At 37.3% G+C, this 17,864-nt stretch carries 20 protein-coding genes; 9 read left to right on the top strand and 11 right to left on the bottom strand.

Annotation, left to right across the window (positions count from 1 at the left end; genetic code table 11):
- The first annotated feature begins 22 nt into the window (after nt 1–22).
- The 5 genes from ABJ974_RS00800 (at nt 23) to ABJ974_RS00820 (ending at nt 4,511) form a co-directional block, all read left to right on the top strand.
- Nucleotides 23–523: a hypothetical protein gene (locus ABJ974_RS00800; RefSeq protein WP_419869497.1), complete on the top strand. Its 501-nt coding sequence runs from the start codon at nt 23–25 to the stop codon at nt 521–523.
- Between the two features lie 832 nt (nt 524–1,355).
- A complete protein-coding gene (locus ABJ974_RS00805; RefSeq protein ID WP_419869498.1) occupies nt 1,356–2,747 on the top strand; it encodes an RtcB family protein in 1,392 nt (463 codons plus the stop codon).
- A gap of 13 nt (nt 2,748–2,760) precedes the next feature.
- On the top strand, nt 2,761–3,306 hold the full coding sequence (locus ABJ974_RS00810) for a nucleotidyltransferase family protein (protein ID WP_419869499.1): 546 nt from the start codon (nt 2,761–2,763) through the stop codon (nt 3,304–3,306).
- A gap of 1 nt (nt 3,307) precedes the next feature.
- A complete protein-coding gene (prfH, locus tag ABJ974_RS00815) occupies nt 3,308–4,006 on the top strand; it encodes a peptide chain release factor H (RefSeq protein WP_419869500.1) in 699 nt (232 codons plus the stop codon).
- Nucleotides 3,993–4,511, top strand: coding sequence for a tetratricopeptide repeat protein (locus tag ABJ974_RS00820; protein WP_419869501.1), 519 nt, complete (start codon nt 3,993–3,995; stop codon nt 4,509–4,511). The genes prfH and ABJ974_RS00820 overlap by 14 nt, the downstream gene beginning before the upstream one ends.
- Nucleotides 4,512–4,522: 11 nt before the next feature.
- On the opposite strand, the gene ABJ974_RS00825 is transcribed toward ABJ974_RS00820, so the two are convergent.
- Nucleotides 4,523–4,807 carry a c-type cytochrome gene (locus ABJ974_RS00825; RefSeq protein ID WP_419869502.1) on the bottom strand — a complete coding sequence of 95 codons (285 nt, stop codon included), beginning with the start codon at nt 4,805–4,807 and terminating at the stop codon, nt 4,523–4,525.
- A gap of 142 nt (nt 4,808–4,949) precedes the next feature.
- Between ABJ974_RS00825 and meaB the strand changes: the two genes are divergently transcribed.
- Nucleotides 4,950–5,939 (top strand): methylmalonyl Co-A mutase-associated GTPase MeaB, encoded by a 990-nt coding sequence (gene meaB, locus ABJ974_RS00830; protein ID WP_419869503.1) that lies wholly within the window; start codon nt 4,950–4,952, stop codon nt 5,937–5,939.
- Here meaB and ABJ974_RS00835 read toward each other — a convergent pair.
- On the bottom strand, nt 5,936–6,472 hold the full coding sequence (locus tag ABJ974_RS00835; protein WP_419869504.1) for a DUF4251 domain-containing protein: 537 nt from the start codon (nt 6,470–6,472) through the stop codon (nt 5,936–5,938). The genes meaB and ABJ974_RS00835 overlap by 4 nt on opposite strands.
- A 111-nt stretch (nt 6,473–6,583) precedes the next feature.
- On the opposite strand from ABJ974_RS00835, the gene ABJ974_RS00840 reads away from it, so the two are divergent.
- Nucleotides 6,584–7,390 (top strand): M48 family metallopeptidase, encoded by an 807-nt coding sequence (locus ABJ974_RS00840; RefSeq protein WP_419869505.1) that lies wholly within the window; start codon nt 6,584–6,586, stop codon nt 7,388–7,390.
- Nucleotides 7,391–7,456: 66 nt separating this feature from the next.
- On the top strand, nt 7,457–7,768 hold the full coding sequence (locus ABJ974_RS00845; RefSeq protein WP_419869506.1) for a hypothetical protein: 312 nt from the start codon (nt 7,457–7,459) through the stop codon (nt 7,766–7,768).
- A gap of 41 nt (nt 7,769–7,809) precedes the next feature.
- On the opposite strand, the gene ABJ974_RS00850 is transcribed toward ABJ974_RS00845, so the two are convergent.
- The 8 genes from ABJ974_RS00850 to ABJ974_RS00885 form a co-directional block, all read right to left on the bottom strand.
- Entirely contained in the window at nt 7,810–8,427 is a 618-nt protein-coding gene (locus tag ABJ974_RS00850) for an outer membrane protein (RefSeq protein ID WP_419869507.1), read from the bottom strand.
- On the bottom strand, nt 8,411–9,229 hold the full coding sequence (locus ABJ974_RS00855) for an ABC transporter ATP-binding protein (RefSeq protein ID WP_419869508.1): 819 nt from the start codon (nt 9,227–9,229) through the stop codon (nt 8,411–8,413). The genes ABJ974_RS00850 and ABJ974_RS00855 overlap by 17 nt, the downstream gene beginning before the upstream one ends.
- Nucleotides 9,230–9,982 carry an MlaE family ABC transporter permease gene (locus ABJ974_RS00860; protein ID WP_419869509.1) on the bottom strand — a complete coding sequence of 251 codons (753 nt, stop codon included), beginning with the start codon at nt 9,980–9,982 and terminating at the stop codon, nt 9,230–9,232.
- A gap of 35 nt (nt 9,983–10,017) precedes the next feature.
- On the bottom strand, nt 10,018–11,385 hold the full coding sequence (locus ABJ974_RS00865) for an exopolysaccharide biosynthesis polyprenyl glycosylphosphotransferase (protein WP_419869510.1): 1,368 nt from the start codon (nt 11,383–11,385) through the stop codon (nt 10,018–10,020).
- Nucleotides 11,386–11,427: 42 nt separating this feature from the next.
- Entirely contained in the window at nt 11,428–12,057 is a 630-nt protein-coding gene (locus ABJ974_RS00870) for a 7-carboxy-7-deazaguanine synthase QueE (RefSeq protein WP_419869511.1), read from the bottom strand.
- A 6-nt stretch (nt 12,058–12,063) separates the two neighbouring features.
- Nucleotides 12,064–12,948 carry a bifunctional 5,10-methylenetetrahydrofolate dehydrogenase/5,10-methenyltetrahydrofolate cyclohydrolase gene (locus ABJ974_RS00875; protein ID WP_419869512.1) on the bottom strand — a complete coding sequence of 295 codons (885 nt, stop codon included), beginning with the start codon at nt 12,946–12,948 and terminating at the stop codon, nt 12,064–12,066.
- 31 nt (nt 12,949–12,979) lie between these two features.
- A complete protein-coding gene (gene pgi, locus ABJ974_RS00880) occupies nt 12,980–14,620 on the bottom strand; it encodes a glucose-6-phosphate isomerase (protein WP_419869513.1) in 1,641 nt (546 codons plus the stop codon).
- A 298-nt stretch (nt 14,621–14,918) separates the two neighbouring features.
- Nucleotides 14,919–15,824, bottom strand: a complete 906-nt coding sequence (locus ABJ974_RS00885; RefSeq protein WP_419869514.1) for a DUF4349 domain-containing protein — start codon at nt 15,822–15,824, stop codon at nt 14,919–14,921.
- Between the two features lie 202 nt (nt 15,825–16,026).
- Between ABJ974_RS00885 and ABJ974_RS00890 the strand changes: the two genes are divergently transcribed.
- Nucleotides 16,027–17,385: an acyl-CoA dehydrogenase family protein gene (locus tag ABJ974_RS00890; protein WP_419869515.1), complete on the top strand. Its 1,359-nt coding sequence runs from the start codon at nt 16,027–16,029 to the stop codon at nt 17,383–17,385.
- A 24-nt stretch (nt 17,386–17,409) separates the two neighbouring features.
- Here ABJ974_RS00890 and ABJ974_RS00895 read toward each other — a convergent pair whose 3' ends face one another.
- On the bottom strand, nt 17,410–17,787 hold the full coding sequence (locus ABJ974_RS00895; protein ID WP_419869516.1) for a MauE/DoxX family redox-associated membrane protein: 378 nt from the start codon (nt 17,785–17,787) through the stop codon (nt 17,410–17,412).
- Nucleotides 17,788–17,864: the final 77 nt, after the last annotated feature.

The raw sequence follows: 17,864 nt of genomic DNA on the forward strand, positions 1-17,864 counted from the left end.
TTTATAAAAGAAAATTTTTATTATGCCTTATACAGTAATCTCAGTATTTCCTGCATCAGTAGATGTAGAAGGAGTTAAAAAAGACTTAGTAAATAACGGTTTTGATGAGGCAGAGATCATCGTCTCCAAATCGAAACTGCATCACGGTTCCTCTTCCGATAATTATGAAGAAGATGAAAAAACAAAAAGCTTTTGGGACTTTCTTTTCGTAAAAAAAGGAGAACTATTATCCGCTTACAGTAAAGAAAGTGTTGGCAATCATGATATTGTAGTATATACTGATACCCTCGAAGAAGCTCAGAAAGCAAAAAGCCTTCTCAATGAAAAAGGAGCTATCGAAGTCTATAAAAAACAACCGGAAACAACAGCAGAGAAAACAATTGCCGATATCCCCGAAGATGTCTACAACGGTATAATTGCCAAGGCAAGACATAACGTCTATTTTTTGGATCCGGAAAGAGTTTACAAACCTAACAGCAGAGGAATGGATATGCCTATGGATTCCCAGGGCTCCCGGGATTAGAAGAATCGATATTAAATGAAAATAAGAAAGATACTAAAGCCTGCTAGAAATAAACTGATTTTTTAGCAGGCTTATTTTTTGCAGAATGACCGATGTTTTGGCACTAAGAAAAGCAGACGCTCTCCGGTTCAGGCTGATTCCACTTGAGTCAACTATAAAAAAACATTGAAAAGCTTAATGAATTACAGATTACCTTCACCGAAACTTAGCTAAATATAGTGATAGTGCAATTTTCAGGGATATAAAGCAGCCGACCGGACCTAAGGAAGTAAGGTTATTTTAGTTTAAGTCTCTCTTAAATTTTAAAAATGAATTTCCCAATTTAAAAAAATAATATATCTTTGCACCAGAAAATAAAGTTTAACCATTTAAAAACAACGAAGCAATGTTCAGTACAGTTCATAATTCTACAGTTGGATTACCACTTATGGTGGTAAGGCTTCGTGGTTTGGTACATTCTTAGAAATATTACAACAATAGATATCAAAAACCCGAAGTCATACAGATTTCGGGTTTTTTGCGCGCTATTTCAAATTTAAATTTTTCCGGAATCTTTTAATAATCAATTTTATCATTTTGATCTGATTTGAAGATGGGCTAAATCTCTCTTGCAAGGAGTTCTTCTGTTCTTTAAATCTGTATGGAATGATACTGCTGTTATCATTGGATCAAGAAAGAATCTACAATTTTCTCCTTAGAATAATGATAATTGAATGTCAACTAAAACTTTAGTTGGTGTATAAGTTAATGAATAAAAAGAGACAGGGACGAATTTCCTGAGGTTATGAAACTTCAGTGCCAGTACCCTGAGCATCAATTTAAATTAAAAACAATGGGAAATTTAAAACTTAAAGGAAAAGATATATTAAAATTAGGATATCCGAACAATCAAAGTGTCAATATCGCTTTGGAAGTTATGAAAAGAAACTTTGCAACAAAAAACATACATCATGTAAAGGGTCTTTTAAAAGATATCCTTCATAACCCGGAAAATTTTGAGAAGGATCTCACTTTCGGACAAATTGCAGAAGCCTTGCTGATGTCGAAAAAAACAGAAAAAAGAATGCTTAAAACTCAGAGGGCTGCTTTTCAGATTTTTGGAACTCAGATTTCCGAGGAAGCCAAAAACCAATTGTACACCGCATTAAAATTACCGGTATCTGTTGGCGGAGCTTTAATGCCGGATGCTCACAGTGGTTATGGACTTCCTATCGGTGGGGTTCTTGCTGTGGAAAATGCGGTGATCCCTTATGGAGTAGGAATGGATATCGGCTGTAGAATGAGCCTGAGTATTCTTGATACGCCGGTCTCCTATCTGGACGGAGCCAAAGATAAATATGAGAAGGCGCTGGCTGAGCATACCAAATTCGGAATGTATGAAACCCATAAATCTCATGTAGACCATGAAATATTCGGCAGAGATACATTTGATTTAATTCCGGTTTTAAGAAGACTGAAAGGAAAAGCAATCAAACAGATGGGAACTTCAGGAGGAGGAAATCACTTTGTGGAATTTGGAGAGGTAGAAATTACGGAAGAAGATGAACAGATCGGACTTCCAACAGGAAAATACCTCGGCATTCTGTCCCACAGTGGTTCCAGAGGACTTGGGGCGGAAATTGCCCAATATTATTCCCGGGTGGCCGTAGAACAGTGTCCTCTTCCAAAAGAAGCACAGCAGTTTGCTTGGTTGGATCTGAATACCCACTTAGGATTGGAATACTGGACCGCTATGAACCTGGCCGGAGATTATGCTTCCGCCTGTCATGACGATATTCACCGAAGGCTCGTAAAAGCAGTAGGAGGAAGGGTCAAAGCTAGAATTGAAAACCATCACAATTTTGCATGGAAAGAAAAACATAACGGAAAAGAAGTTATTGTTCACAGAAAAGGAGCTACTCCTGCCAATGAAAATGAATTGGGATTAATTCCCGGCTCGATGACGGCTAAAGGATTTATTGTAAAAGGAAAAGGAAATCCCGAAGCTTTGAACTCGGCTTCACACGGAGCGGGAAGAGCTTTTTCCAGAGGGGAGTGCAGAAGCCGTTTTACTCAAAATGACATAAAAAAAGAATTGAAACTTAAAAATGTTGTTCTGATGGGCGGTAATGCAGAAGAAGCACCTATGGCTTATAAAGATATCAATGAAGTGATGAATGCACAAAGCGAGCTCGTTGATATCCTCGGAACATTTCAGCCCAGGATTGTGAGAATGGATAAATAAAAAATTAAAAAAAATGGGAGCACCACATAATATAAAAAGATACGGAGAAATCTGGCCGGAATTCAGAATCGAAAGCGGCCTGGAAATTTTAAATAAGCTGAAAGATAAAATCATTATATCCGGTGGCTGGGCCTGGCATTTCATGTCAGAACCCGGTCATACGGAATATAAACATGCGCATGATCATAAGGATATAGACATCTTTGTGAAGAAAGAAAATGTAGCCGGGGTTATTATCATCCTCCAGCAGGAAGGCTTTCAGAAAGTCTGGACCCGGTATGATCATTTACCCAGTGAAGAGAACTTTCGCAGATATGAGAAAACAATAGAGCATGAAAATAAAAAAACACACAGGATTACTATTGATTTTTTTGAAAGAAATGATTTGGAAACTATCGAAGCAAACGGATTTCCCGTAGTAAGCCCGGAAGTTTTACTTTCTTTCTACAGAAATATACATTCCAGTGATAAGTGCTGGGCTGTAACAGCAGCGAAAGATCTGTTGGAAAAAGGAATTAACCCCGTGGGACATCCGCGGCTTAATGAAATACCAAAATAAAATGGAAAAATTAATACAGATAACCTCGGGGAGAGGGCCTTTGGAGTGCCAGTGGGTAGTTGCTAAAGTTCTCAAAGTCTTCCTGGAGGAAGCAAAACAGAATACCATTGAATATGAAATTATTCATAGGGAAGAAGGAGACGAAAATCTCACCCTGAAATCGGTAACCCTGCTCCTGAAAGGAAAAGAGGTTTCCAGGTTTTTAAAAAACTGGCTGGGAACCATTTGCTGGACAGGTAAAAGTACCTTCCGGAAATTACATAAAAGGAGCAATTGGTTTATCGGTATTTTCGAAAGGGAAGAATTGGAGAAAATTAATTTCCAGGAAAAGGATATTCAGTTTCAGACTACCAGAAGCCAGGGGAGTGGCGGACAAAATGTAAATAAAGTAAATACGGCAGTTCGTGCTACCCATTTTCCTACGGGCCAGAGCGTTTTTGTTCAGGATTCACGTTCCCAGCTGGAAAATAAAAAGCTTTCCATTATCCGATTGAAAGAAAAGGTAATGAACTTATATAGTAAGCAGCTGGAAATACGAATGCAGGAAACCTGGAATAATCACCTCCAGGTCCAAAGAGGAAACTCGGTCCGTACCTTTTCGGGGACAGATTTTAAAAAGAATTATCAGGACAAAACTTTTAAAAAACAAAGAAATGTTTTAAAAAGTGAATTAAAAAATTATAAAAATGACCTTAACTAAAAATAAATACTATTTTGAAGCCCTGGACAATTACCCTTATAATCTTCCGGATTGTCTTGAAGCTCTGAACTATGCATTGTCCTATGAGCCGGAAGATGCGGACAGCCTTTGTCTTATGGGAAGAATATATAGTGAAACACTGAGGGATTATGAACAGGCAAAGCTGTATTTTGAAGAAGCAATGCAATGTGATGTTACCAATATTAATACCCCTCAATACTATATAAAATGCCTTTTGGATAATGAAGACCTTGAGGAGGCACAAAAGCTTATCCTTTTTTCTTTAAAGCTTAAAGGGATTGATAAGGCTTACATATTTTATCTTCAATCAGTCTTTTTTGAAATTCAGAAAGAGTTTAAAAAAGCTTTAGTAAGCTTAAAAGAAGCCAGCCAGTTTAGCTATAATAAATCAATGACGGATTTCCTCGGAAACAGGAAGAAGTTCCTGAAAGATAAAATGAAGAAAGGAAAAGGAAAGAAGAAAAAAAAGAAGAAGACTCAATAAGTCTTCTTTTTTTATTTTTTTACGGAAACAACATAGTCATACACAAGCTGATGCTGTTCGTCATTAAGCTTGGCTTTAGGAGCCATTGCATTCATAATTCCAACCCATTGTACGGAAGTGTGAGCGGTAGGTTCAGGGAGGTCATGACATCTTCCGCAGGAGTTTTCAAAAATTGTTTTTCCCTGAGCGAGCTTTTCTGATGAAGTACTCACAGGTCCTGTAACAACAGACGCCTTTTGGGTACATGAAGCAAGTAATACAGCAATAATGAATGATGATGCAATTATTTTTTTCATAACGTTTAAATAGTTAATTGTAAACAAAAATAATGAAATACTATTGTTGTTTATTAAAGTGAAAGTATTTTTAATTTAGAAGAAATAAAATTAAATTCCCTTTCTATGGGATGTTGAAGGTAATTTTTATATTTTTGGGTAGATGAAATTTTCTACAGAAGAGCTTATAAATGGAATACAGTCAGGCAATAAACGTCTGATTGCAAAAGCCATTACTTTAGTTGAAAGTAAAAAAGCCGAACATAGGGAACAGGCCGAAGAATTGCTGAAAAAGATTATGCCTTTTACAGGAAATTCAGTGAGAGTGGGTGTTACCGGAGTTCCGGGAGCAGGAAAATCAACATTTATAGAAAGCTTCGGAAGGCTCGCAATTGCCAATGGAAATAAAGTTGCTGTTTTAGCCATAGATCCCAGTTCTGCCATAAACAAAGGCAGTATTTTAGGAGATAAAACCAGGATGGAGGAGCTGGCCAAAGAAGAAAATGCATTCATCCGGCCTTCCCCGAGCTCAGGCTTTTTAGGAGGAGTGGCCAATACAACCTTTGAAACGATGCTTATCTGTGAAGCGGCGGGTTATGATTTTATTCTCATAGAAACCGTAGGAGTGGGACAGTCGGAAGTTTTGGTTTCGGATATTACAGATGTTTTCCTGTTCATTAAAATTATCGGAGGAGGTGATGAGCTCCAGGGAATAAAAAGAGGAATTATGGAAATGCTGGATATCATTTTCATCAATAAAGTAGATGATTCCAACCGGCAGAAAGCCAAAAATACCAGGCTGGAATTAAAAAGAGCACTGGATTTTATTCCAGCCAAGGAAAAGAGCTGGAAAGTTCCTATTCTTCTAGGATCAGCTTTACAAAACGAAGGTCTGGAAGATATTTATCAGAAAATCAACGAGTTTATCGATCTGAAAAAGAAAAACGGACATTTTGAATCGGTGCGCATTCAGCAATCTGAAAAAAGATACGAATATTGGGTTCAGGAATATATTCTTTCCATGATAAAGAAAGATGCTACGGTGGAAGATGCCTACCTTCAGCATAAAAAAAATGCTTCAGAAATGGTGTCCAATCCAAGTACCGAAGCAAAGTTATTTGTAAAAAATTTTCTCTCTAAAAATAAAGATTAAGGCTGAGGAACCTCATTTTTTGAAACATATCCGTCATAAGAAATAGGCTGACGGTCATTGCTTCTCATAGAAACAAATGCCTTTCCGTTCTTATAAACCTCCATGATCACTTCCGGACTGCTTACATCATTGGGCTTAATTCTTATTACCCAGTTTCCTTTTTTATTCTGGGATTTATTAAAGGAGAAATCTTTAGAAGTGAAACGGTAGCTGTTTTTATCAGTGTTTCCCAGTGAAGGATTGAATGATCTTCCGAAATAAGGAAGCGCTACGTCCATTACATCTTTTTTCAGTTCAATCGTATAATTACCGCCCGTAAGATCCAGTATCCTTGTGGAAGTGGAATTGGGAATGGAATTCATTACGTTGATCACATCATAATTGGTGGGATTGGCCCGCTGGGCATAAAAGGTAAACTCCCCGGAATTAACCAGGGCATCCACTGTTTTTGAATCCATTGTATTCTGCGAAGAACAGCTCTGGAAAAACAAGAATGATGCGAATATAAAGAAGAAGGCAATATGCTTTTTCATGATCTTAATTATTATTAACTTTAAATAGCAAAATGTATGCAAATATAATGGCATATACTACCTTTTGGAATAGAAATTGTAAACCTTGAATTATAAATTATATTATAGACTATGAAATTTACGCACTTATTAGGAATAGGGGCAACTGTCTTATCAGTTGCAGCTTGTACAACTAACCCAATTACGGGGAGATCGTCTTTGCAGCTGGCTAATAATTCTGAAATACTAACCATGTCTGCCAACGAATATAAAACAACACTTTCCGATTCTAAAGTTATTACGGGAACAGCAGACGCCAACAAAGTAAAAACAGTAGGAAATAAAATAAAAGGAGCAGCGGAAAGATATTATCAGAGTATAGGAAGGTCTGCTGACCTTGCTAATTACCAATGGGAGTTCAACCTTTTGCAAAGTAATGAATTGAATGCATGGTGTATGCCTGGAGGTAAAGTGGCAGTATATACCGGGATTTTACCCGTAACTAAAAATGACAATGGCTTAGCCGTAGTAATGGGACACGAAGTATCGCATGCGCTGGCCGGTCATGGTAACGAAAGAATTTCTCAGGCTATGGTAGCTCAGTACGGAGGAGCTATTTTAGGTAGCACTATTTCCAATGCTGAGTGGGCGAATATTTTCCAGCAGGTATACCCTGTAGGTTCGCAAGTAGCCCTTTTAAAATATGGAAGAAACCAGGAGTCTGAGGCTGATAAAATGGGATTATATTTAATGTCAATGGCGGGGTATGACCCAAGAGAAGCTATCCCTTTCTGGAATAGAATGGAAGCGGCATCTACAGGAAGTAAGACTCCACAGTTCTTATCCACTCACCCCAATTCTGAAACGAGAATTTCTGATCTTCAGAAAGATTTACCAAAAGCCTTGGAATATTATAAAGCTGCCGGAGGAAAATTGTAAATTTATTTATATTGTTAAAGATTTTTTTAAATTTTTATTAAATTTGACGTTTTAAAACACAAGATTATGAAGAGTTTATCAATTACCGGATTTATACTTTTAGCTGTATCTGCTTTATTATTCTATCTTACAACCGACTTCTCGGTAGAACAGATCAAGCTTTCCCATATTATGGGAATTATGGCAGGGATCGGGATAGGACTTATTATCGGTGGAATGGTAGGATATTTAAGTAAAGGAAGCGCCATAAAAGCGGAACAGAAAAGAAAAGAATTTAAGCAACTGCAAAAAGAGAAAGAGGAGCTTGAAAAACAGGCTGCTGATATTGCAAGACGCAAAGCAGAACTCGAACAACAAAATAAAAATCCTCAATTTTAATTGAGGATTTTTTTATCAATATGAGTATTGTATATTGTACTTTAGAATTTATATCCTAATCCTACCATAAATAAGTTAGGACGGTTGTCATACCTGATCTCATCACCCGATACCGAATTGATGAATTTTCTGGTATCTTTACTGAATGCTCCTTCATATTTGGCATTTACAATAAGTTTTTTAATTTCCAGCTGGGCTCCGAACTGGTAACCCACTGTGAAGTTATCCTTTGAATTTTGTCTGAAATCATTGAAAGTATCTTCCTTATCCAGATTAAAGCTGGCTACAGGTCCTATAAATACTCCCAGCATATTTCCCAACACATTATGTCCCAATAGTACCGGAACATCAATTCTGTTGGTTTTAATATCAAAAGATGTATTGGAGCTGGAATCTGTAAAATCATTTTTAAAATGAGTATAATATACCTCCGGCATTAAAAAGAAAGAACCAGGTAAAGAAGCTTTTAATGAAAGACCTACATTGAATCCTACATTATTTTTTCCTTTTCCTTCCACTGCCTCGTTAACCGTGCCTTTAATGTTTTTCCATGAAGGAGAACCTGTAGGAAATATTAAGTTAGCCTTCCCTGCCAGAGAGATCTGGGCGGAAGCCAACATAGAAAATCCTATTAACGCTATACTAAGTACCTTTTTCATTATCGTCTATTTTAGTAATTGTATTTTCAATAGATGTTTTATTGTTTTCAAGCAGATACTCTCTCAATTCTTTGAAGAGCTCTGAAGAATAAACGAAGTCAATTAAATTTTTATTGCCTGCTGTAATCAGGATATCTTTATTTCCTTCCCATTCTTTAATTCCTAATCTCAGATATACAATTTTCTCGCCAATCGTCATTACCGAGTTCATATCGTGTGTATTGATGATCGTTGTGGTATTGTATTCCTTTGTGATCTCCAGCAGCAGATCATCGATTACGTTGGAAGTGTAAGGGTCCAGACCGGAGTTGGGCTCATCACAGAATAAATATTTGGGATTATTAACAATCGCCCTTGCAATCGCCACACGTTTCTGCATTCCTCCCGAAATTTCAGAAGGAAATTTTTTATTGGCTTTATCAAGATGTACTCTTCCGATAACTTCAAAAGCCCTTTTTTTCTTTTCCCGGTAGGTCAGGTTCGTAAACATGTCCAAAGGAAACATTATGTTCTCCTCTACGGTTAAGGAGTCAAATAATGCCCCTCCCTGGAATACGGTTCCTATTTCGGTACGTAAATGCTGTTTCTCATCCCGTGACATCACATTAATATCTTTCCCGTCAAAAAGGATTTCTCCCGAAGAAGGCTGGTAAACATTTAATAAACTTTTCAGGAATACAGTTTTTCCGGAACCACTCTGCCCAATGATCAGATTTACCTTTCCTTTATCGAATGTGGCTGAAATACCTTTCAGAACTTCAACATCATCAAAACTTTTTTTAAGATCTTTTACCTCAATCATTTAGCTCAATATTAATTGGGTTAAAATTAATTCGGAAATAATAATAAATACCATGGTCCAAACTACGGCCTGTGTACTTGCTCTACCTACTTCCAGGGATCCACCTTTTACAAAATATCCGAAATAGGAAGGCACGGTAGCAATGATAAAAGCAAAAACCACAGTTTTTATAAATGCATAATAAATAAATAAATTAGGCATATACATTTGTATACCCACGATATAGTCGTTTTCCGTCCAGTTTCCCGTCAGGATTCCCGCAACATATCCTCCTCCTATACCAAAAACGATACTGATCGCAATAAGCAACGGATTAAAGATGATACATGCGATGATCTTCGGGAATATCAGATAATTGGGAGAGTTAACACCCATAATATCCAGTGCATCAATCTGCTCGGAAACTCTCATTGTTCCAATACTGGAAGCAATATATGAGCCAACCTTTCCTGCTAAGATCAGACTGATAATGGTAGGAGAAAATTCCAGAACAAGAACCGCCTTGGTAGCGTATCCTACAAATGAAGGAGGAATGGGAAATGAAGAAGCATCAAAGTTATTGAACATTTGAATGGCTACTACAGCTCCCACGAATATAGAGGTGAAAATGACCAACCCAAAGGAGTTGACACCCAAATCGTTTATTTCTCTCATAAGAAGTTTCCAGAAGACCTTCATTTTCTGAGGCTTCTGGAGTGATTTACCTAGAAGAATAATGTATTCTCCTATAGCTGTAAAAAACTTTTTTAACATTTTGCTAAATTAGACTTTTTTTATTAAAGCATTATTTATTTTGCATTTTTATCTCCACCTATTACTAATAAAATGGTTTTAAAAATAATGACCAGATCCAGAACAAAACTCCAGTTTCGTACATAAAATGCATCTGCCAGAATCCGCTTATTCATTTCAATTTCCACATTTCCGGAATCTCCCCTCAGTCCGCTTACCTGAGCCAGGCCGGTAATGCCGGGACTTACCATGCTTCGCAGGCAGTAACGCCCTATTTTAGATTTATAAAAATCATCCACAGCGAGCATATGAGGGCGCGGACCTACTACCGACATTTCCCCTTTAAGGACATTGATGAACTGGGGAAGCTCATCAAGACTGGTCTTTCTTAAATAAGTTCCAATCCTGGTAATACGCGAATCATTTTCACTGGTGGTTTTCCTCGCCGAATCTTCATTTACTACCATAGTCCTGAATTTTATACAATTAAAAACCTCCTCCTGGAAACCATATCTTTTCTGAAGGAAGAATACCGGACCTTTTGAATTTGTTTTAATTAAAACAGCAATGATGGGAAACAGCCATGAACATATAAAAATCAGGACCATTAAAGAAAAAACAATATCAAATGTCCTCTTTAATAAAAAATTAAAATAATAATCCAGCGGATATCTCGCCTGGTTTAAGACGGGCTGGGTTTCAATATAGTCCAGGTCATACAGGAAAAAATCACTCTTCGTAATATTGGGAATCAGGGTGATGTGTACTTTATTGGACTCGGCCCATTCAAAAAGTTCATTTTCTGCTTTCTTGCTGAAATTATTTTCAATAGGGATATAAAGGGTATGTATTCCATTTTTTTTCCAGAACTCTACCAGATCATCCTTTTCCAGACGGTGGTTATAATCAAATATTTTATATCCGTAATCTTTACGGCTTTTCAGGATGTTTTTAAGTATCTCCGTAGAATTATTCTCATTCAGGAACATTATATTTCTATGATTAATACCCAGGGAACGAAAATATTTTATAATAAAATATACGGTGGATTTAATCAGGAAAATAAAGAAAGCAAGATAAGCTCCTAAACGGTAAATATCTGAATTGAAAAACACATTCCGGCTTACTTTCCCGATCAGTAAAATTCCCAATATAAAAATAAGGGTATGAATGAAAAGCCGTTCCAAAAACGAGGTGTAGGTAAGGTTCCTGGCAATATTATAAATCTTCGTTCTTCCACTGAGCAGAATCCAGAACAGGAACAGAAGGATCAAAGAAAAGATATTCTGATACCATACCTCTTCATTATAGACCAGGTTTTTATTTCGGGTGAGGAAAAAGAATATAAAAACAGAAGCTATAACGCCGAGGTCAAGCGAAATGATAATAAATTTCAGGTATCTGGAGTATCGGATTCTTTGCATTCGTCTTCTGAAAGGTTATCAAGAACACAAAACTACGTATTTTTAAGGGATATTCAGATATTTATGTGTCTGTACGGACGCCTGCCACTTGGGATGTTCCAAAATAAAATCTGTTATTTTGGGATACATTTCATCTCTTTTGCTCCATTCGCTTTGAAGATAGAGCTTGCAGCTTTCAGAAACTTTGGCAGCCTGTTCTTCTGCGAATGTAAAATCATGATTATTAAAAACAATCACCTTAAGTTCATGGGCCTTTTGATAAATTTCTTCCTGTGGAAGTCCTGTTTTCTTTGGAGAAAGGGTAATCCAGTCCAGATGTCCGCTCATAGGATAAGCTCCCGAGGTTTCAATATGAATAGTGCATCCCAGTTCTTTCAGTTTGGAGGTAAGAATATCTAAATTCCACATGAGCGGTTCACCACCTGTTAATACGATGGTTTTACAATGTTTTGCCGCTGTTTCTGCGATCTCCTCTGCATTCATCAGCGGGTGGAGTTCAGGATTCCAGCTTTCTTTTACATCACACCAGTGGCAGCCTACATCACAACCTCCCAGTCTGATAAAGTAAGCGGCTTTTCCAGTGTGGGCTCCTTCGCCCTGAAGAGTGTAAAAATGCTCCATTACAGGGAGCATTTTACCTTCTTTTAATAAAATATCTTCTTCTTTGTTCATTTTAAATTAGTCATTATAGACTGATGTTTTGTATGCAATGATGGTATTTTTCATCAGCATTGCACGGGTCATAGGTCCGACGCCTCCGGGAACAGGGGTGATCCAGCTTGCTTTTGCAGCACAGCTGTCAAAATCTACATCACCTGCAAGGTAATATCCTTTCGGAGAATCATCATCTACTCTGGTAATACCTACATCAATAACTACAGCTCCTTCTTTAATCATATCTCCTTTTAAGAAATGAGGATCTCCTAAAGCTGTAATGACGATATCGGCTTTCTTGGTATATTCTTCAATATCTTTAGTATAAGAGTGGGTAAGGGTAACCGTAGAATTTCCAGGGAAATCTTTTCTTCCCATTAATATGCTCATAGGTCTTCCTACAATCTTACTTCTTCCGATGATTACACAGTCTTTACCTTTGGTTTCAATATTATATCTTTCTAATAAAGTCAAAATTCCAAACGGGGTAGCCGGTAAGAAGGTGGCCATCTCCAATGCCATTTTTCCAAAGTTCTCAGGGTGGAAGCCATCCACATCTTTTCTCGGGTCAATGGCCATGATGATTTTTTCCTGATCAATTTGCTTCGGTAATGGTAACTGTACAATAAACCCGTCTACCTCTTTTGATTTATTAAGCTCCTCAATTTTTTCCAATAGTTCGGACTCCGAAACGGTACTTGGAAACTTTAAAAGCGATGAACGGAATCCTACTTCTTCGCAGTCTTTTACTTTACTGTTTACGTAGGCTTTACTTGCCCCGTTGTTTCCTACGAGAATAGCAACCAAGTGAGGTGCTCTTCTTTTGCTTTCCAGAATTTTTTCAACTTCTGCTTTGATTTCTGCTTTGATTTCCTTGGATACCTTTAGTCCGTCAAGAATTTCTGCCATTTTTACGATTTATTAGATATTGAGTTCAAATTTACTTATTTCTTTTGTAGTAATTGATCAGCCCGTTGGTAGAACTGTCATGAGAGTTAACAGCTTCATTATTTTCCAGTTCCGGAAGAATTTTATTAGCTAAAACCTTTCCTAATTCTACTCCGAACTGGTCAAAACTGAAGATATTCCAGATTACTCCCTGAACAAAAATTTTATGTTCATACATAGCGATTAACTGTCCCAGTGAAAATGGAGTTAGTTCATTGAATAATATGGAGTTAGTGGGCGTGTTTCCCTGGAAGACCTTGAAGTTAAGGAGCCTTTCGATCTCTTCATCGGATTTGCCAGCACTTCTTAATTCTTCCTCTACTTCTTCCTCTGTCTTTCCAAAGGCAAGTGCTTCAGTCTGAGCAAAAAAGTTAGCAAGAAGTTTTTCCTGGTGATCGGAAACCTGGTTGCAGCTTTTTGCATAGGCAATAAAATCTGCAGGAATAAGTTCTGTTCCCTGGTGAATTAATTGATAAAAAGCATGTTGCCCATTCGTGCCGGGTTCACCCCAAATGATAGGTCCTGTTTCATATTCTACAAAACGTCCGTTTCTGTCTACACATTTTCCGTTACTTTCCATATCTCCCTGCTGAAGGTAAGCTGCAAATCTGTCCAGATACTGAGAATAAGGTAAAATAGCATAGCTGGTAGCTGCATAGAAATTACGGTACCAGATGCCTAAAAGCCCCATTAAAACGGGTACGTTTTCCGAGAAATCTGCCGTCTGGAAATGCTGGTCCGTATCAAAAGCTCCCTTCAGAAGCTGTTCGAAGTTTTCGTAGCCTACGGCAAGCACAATACTTAGCCCGATGGCGCTCCAGAGAGAATATCTTCCTCCGACCCAATCCCAGAACTCAAAAATATTTTCCTCTGCAATTCCGAACTTTTTAACTTCCTGTATATTAGTGGATAAAGCTACAAAGTGTTTGGCCACGTCTTCCTGTTTACCAGCCTTTAAAAACCAGTCTTTTGCTGAATGGGCATTCGTCATGGTTTCCTGGGTGGTAAATGTTTTGGAAGCAATAATGAACAGAGTTGTTTCAGGATTTAAGTTCTTTACAACCTCTGCGATATGATTTCCGTCTACATTCGATACGAAATGAACGTCTAAACGGGTTTTAAAATGTTTTAAAGCAGAACATACCATGACAGGACCGAGATCTGATCCTCCGATTCCAATATTGACTACATCAGTGATTTCTTTTCCACTGAACCCTTTGTGCTCTCCGGAAATAACTTTCTCAGAGAAAGCTTTCATATGCTCCAGAACCCTTTTGATCTGAGGTTTGATGTTTTCCCCGTCCACCAGAATTTCTTTATCAGAAAAATCTCTCAAAGCAGTATGAAGAACCGCTCTTCCTTCTGTTTCATTGATCTTATCCCCTGAAAACATTTTGGAAATAGCATCTTTAAGCTGACATTCTTCTGCCAGGTTCAATAAGAGCTGCTTTGTTTTGGAATCAATTAAATTTTTAGAATAATCAAAAAGGAAATGATCTCTCTTTAATGAAAATTCATTAAAACGGTTAGGATTAGCCTGAAAAAGATCTCTCAGTTCAAAATCGTTATTGGCAAAATGCTCGTCAAGAGCTTTCCAGCTGTGGGTTTGTATAGGATTTATTTTTGATAGCATAAATTAGGAATTAATTGTAGATTAGAAAATAAGTCTGTTTCAATTCGTGAAAAATTCAATTCTAATTTTCCAATTTGCAAATTTAAGGAAAAAATGAATGGGATGAATACCTGAAAATAATAAGAAATATTTAAATCTCTTAAAATCTACAACTGGTATGAGCTTCATGATTGTGAACATAAAAAATGAATAGAATTATTGCAGTAATAACCCATAAAAAAATCTCCATATTTCTATGGAGAAAAGTAAAATCTAAAATTATGATTGATAACCATTAGCTGGCTAGGATAGCTATTTGTTATTCCTCAGAAAGCCTTTGTTTTGAAGGACTGTTTATTTTCTTTCTTTTCCAGAAATAGAATGAAGCTCCCGCAATAAGTACAATCGGCCAGATGCTTATTAACCCTACTGCAATTTTTTGAATCAGATAAAATCCTTCCACAAAAGCATTCCTGGCATCATACAGGAAATTGAATTTATATTTATTATCAATATTTTGAATGTTGGTAACGGATATTTCGGCAACCCGAAGCTTAGGTTCTTTAATGTAAATATCTACCGTGCTGTATTTGATCTGATCGGAAATATTCATCTGCGCCAGTTGTTGCTGATTTCCCTCTTTCATATTGGCATCACTCAGGGCCACCGTGTTTTTATCAGTTTTTATCCGGGCAATATTCTCCTCTGTCTTTTTATTTCTCTGAGCTTCCAGTTCTGTATATTTAAGGTTGGCCGTTACATCATCTGCATTAATAATTCTGGAGTGAAGAAAGAGCTTTTTATCATTAATTGAAGTTAAAAATTCACCTAATTTTTCGTTAGGAACTCTCACCTGCATTTTATTTTCGGTCTGATATTTCTTGATAAGCATGGCATCCTCATCTGAAGTATTATAGGTGTCTTCGGAAAGAATATTACTTTGCAGATTGCTGTGAGTTACAAAACCTCCCATGTTCCGGACGGCTTTTTCTATGGAAATGGTCGCATCATAAACATCTTTCACTTCCATATTGATATCCGCTGTTTTGATAAACTGCTTATCTTTTATCTGCATAGTAGCCGCCGAAGAAATGCTGTCTGAAACTGCAAAAGCCGAGTCTGTGGAGGCATAAGCTTCAAGGCCGGCGGTTTCATGCTTTTGACATGAGTAGATTCCTAATAAAAGTATTGTGGCCAGTGATAATTTGAGGTAGGTAGTTTTCATGCTGTTGATTTTAATAATTTGCTTACTTCAAAGTTCAGGTGGAATCTTTTGTAATATTTGAAAATCCAGGGTAAAAGCCTTGTAAATAAAAAATATAAATATAATAAACTGTAAAACAGTGCTTTGTAAATCAATGATAGAATTGTGAATTTGTTTTCGGAGTGATTTTTGTAGTTGTTTTACAAATCAAAATCACAATTTTATGTCAAATACTTTTTCCAAAATCAGAAATGCGATAGAATTATTCAGATCAATAGATTTTGATCAGTTGAGCTCAATTTCTCAAAAAGTGGATTTGCCCAAGCTGATGCAAAATTTTTCCAGTCTTGATGATAAACAATTAAAAGGATTGATGAAAATGCTTGATCCCGATAAGAAAAAGAAAGAGCTGCCTGCTATCGATGGGGATTTCTACGACATTTATCATACACTAAGTCCGGAGCAGAGAGAAGTTCAGCTTAAAGTAAGAGCATTTATGGAAAAAGAAGTGAAGCCTTTGGTGAATCATTATTGGCTTAGGGATGAATTTCCTTTTGAGCTGATTCCCAAGTTTCAGAAACTTGATATTTGTGGCGTTACCTATCAGGGATATGGCTGTCCGGGAATGCCTTTTTTAATGGAAGGAGTTATTGCTATGGAGATGGCCCGTATTGATGCTTCCATAGCGACTTTCTTCGGAGTACAGTCCGGGCTGGCAATGGGATCTATCTATATCTGTGGTTCGGAAGAGCAAAAGCAGAAATGGCTTCCTCAGATGCAGAAGTTTGAAAAGATAGGGGCATTTGGACTTACGGAGCCGGAAGTAGGATCAGGAGCAGCCGGTGGTTTGACAGTGACCTGTAAAAAAACTGAAGAAGGATGGATTCTCAACGGTCAGAAAAAATGGATTGGAAACGCTACGTTTGCTGATATCATTATTATCTGGGCAAAAGATCTGGACAGTGGGGAGGTTAAAGGTTTTATTGTAGAGAAAGACAATCCCGGATTTTCTGTGGAAAAAATAAAAGGAAAAATGGCGTTGAGGATTGTGCAGAACGGATTAATAACTTTAAAAGACTGCGTTATAACAGAAGAAAACAGGTTACAAAATGCGAACACATTTAAAGATACGGGAAAAGTCCTGAGAATGACAAGAGCCGGAGTAGCCTGGATGGCAACCGGCTGTGCCAGGGGTGCTTATGAAAGTGCGCTGGACTATACCCGGAAGAGGGAACAGTTTGGAAAACCGATTGCTTCGTTTCAGATGATCCAGGGACACCTGGTAGAAATGCTTTCCAATCTTACGGCCATGCAGACAATGGTTTTCAGATTGTCGGAAATGCAGGATGAGGGGATTCTTAAAGATGAGCATGCTTCCCTTGCGAAGGTTTTCTGTACTTTGAGAACCCGTGATATTGTTTCCAGGGCACGTGAAGTGATGGGAGGCAATGGTATTTTACTGGAATATGATGTCGCGAGATTTGTTGCCGATGCAGAGGCCATTTATTCATATGAAGGAACAAAAGAAATCAATTCGCTTATTGTGGGGAGATCCATTACAGGATTCAGTGCATTCATATAAAAAAGCCGCTATCAGCGGCTTTTTTTATTCAATTAAGACTTTATATTTTTTTCGGTTATCCCAGATCGCAAAAATATTGATCAGAAATAAAATAACGGATATGATGATTCCGGAAGTAGAAGGGTCCCTGTACAGATTGTGTAATACGATTCCTATCATAACCGGCAAAATCATTATAGCGCCTAAGGCTCTTGTTTTTGGAAAGATAAATAATACCCCTCCAATAATTTCGATAGCTCCCACTAACGGCAACAGCCAGCCGATTTCTTCAAATGCGGCAAACACTTTAGCCTGTTCCTCAGTTAATTTAGGAGAAGGAGCATAATGTACAAATTTGTTCAAACCTGCATTAATGAAGGTAAGAGCAAAAAGAAAACAAAGAATAAACTTTAAGATTTTCATAATTGATGGTTTTAAATCAAATGTATGATAAAAACATCAATATTTATACAAAACTTTATTTTTATTATATTTTTTCT

This window comes from Chryseobacterium sp. CT-SW4 (assembly GCF_048572715.1).
In the GTDB taxonomy this organism is placed as follows: Bacteria; Bacteroidota; Bacteroidia; order Flavobacteriales; family Weeksellaceae; genus Chryseobacterium.

What these genes read in the sequence shown, in the direction of transcription:
- ABJ974_RS00855 (WP_419869508.1), bottom strand. Translation starts at nt 9,229, where the DNA reads ATGATTGAGGTAAAAGATCTTAAAAAAAGTTTTGATGATGTTGAAGTT.
- ABJ974_RS00810 (WP_419869499.1), top strand. Translation starts at nt 2,761, where the DNA reads ATGGGAGCACCACATAATATAAAAAGATACGGAGAAATCTGGCCGGAA.
- ABJ974_RS00865 (WP_419869510.1), bottom strand. Translation starts at nt 11,385, where the DNA reads ATGCAAAGAATCCGATACTCCAGATACCTGAAATTTATTATCATTTCG.
- ABJ974_RS00895 (WP_419869516.1), bottom strand. Translation starts at nt 17,787, where the DNA reads ATGAAAATCTTAAAGTTTATTCTTTGTTTTCTTTTTGCTCTTACCTTC.
- ABJ974_RS00820 (WP_419869501.1), top strand. Translation starts at nt 3,993, where the DNA reads ATGACCTTAACTAAAAATAAATACTATTTTGAAGCCCTGGACAATTAC.
- prfH (WP_419869500.1), top strand. Translation starts at nt 3,308, where the DNA reads ATGGAAAAATTAATACAGATAACCTCGGGGAGAGGGCCTTTGGAGTGC.
- ABJ974_RS00840 (WP_419869505.1), top strand. Translation starts at nt 6,584, where the DNA reads ATGAAATTTACGCACTTATTAGGAATAGGGGCAACTGTCTTATCAGTT.
- ABJ974_RS00875 (WP_419869512.1), bottom strand. Translation starts at nt 12,948, where the DNA reads ATGGCAGAAATTCTTGACGGACTAAAGGTATCCAAGGAAATCAAAGCA.
- meaB (WP_419869503.1), top strand. Translation starts at nt 4,950, where the DNA reads ATGAAATTTTCTACAGAAGAGCTTATAAATGGAATACAGTCAGGCAAT.
- ABJ974_RS00885 (WP_419869514.1), bottom strand. Translation starts at nt 15,824, where the DNA reads ATGAAAACTACCTACCTCAAATTATCACTGGCCACAATACTTTTATTA.
- pgi (WP_419869513.1), bottom strand. Translation starts at nt 14,620, where the DNA reads ATGCTATCAAAAATAAATCCTATACAAACCCACAGCTGGAAAGCTCTT.
- ABJ974_RS00860 (WP_419869509.1), bottom strand. Translation starts at nt 9,982, where the DNA reads ATGTTAAAAAAGTTTTTTACAGCTATAGGAGAATACATTATTCTTCTA.
- ABJ974_RS00835 (WP_419869504.1), bottom strand. Translation starts at nt 6,472, where the DNA reads ATGAAAAAGCATATTGCCTTCTTCTTTATATTCGCATCATTCTTGTTT.
- ABJ974_RS00845 (WP_419869506.1), top strand. Translation starts at nt 7,457, where the DNA reads ATGAAGAGTTTATCAATTACCGGATTTATACTTTTAGCTGTATCTGCT.
- ABJ974_RS00825 (WP_419869502.1), bottom strand. Translation starts at nt 4,807, where the DNA reads ATGAAAAAAATAATTGCATCATCATTCATTATTGCTGTATTACTTGCT.
- ABJ974_RS00870 (WP_419869511.1), bottom strand. Translation starts at nt 12,057, where the DNA reads ATGAACAAAGAAGAAGATATTTTATTAAAAGAAGGTAAAATGCTCCCT.
- ABJ974_RS00850 (WP_419869507.1), bottom strand. Translation starts at nt 8,427, where the DNA reads ATGAAAAAGGTACTTAGTATAGCGTTAATAGGATTTTCTATGTTGGCT.
- ABJ974_RS00800 (WP_419869497.1), top strand. Translation starts at nt 23, where the DNA reads ATGCCTTATACAGTAATCTCAGTATTTCCTGCATCAGTAGATGTAGAA.
- ABJ974_RS00805 (WP_419869498.1), top strand. Translation starts at nt 1,356, where the DNA reads ATGGGAAATTTAAAACTTAAAGGAAAAGATATATTAAAATTAGGATAT.
- ABJ974_RS00890 (WP_419869515.1), top strand. Translation starts at nt 16,027, where the DNA reads ATGTCAAATACTTTTTCCAAAATCAGAAATGCGATAGAATTATTCAGA.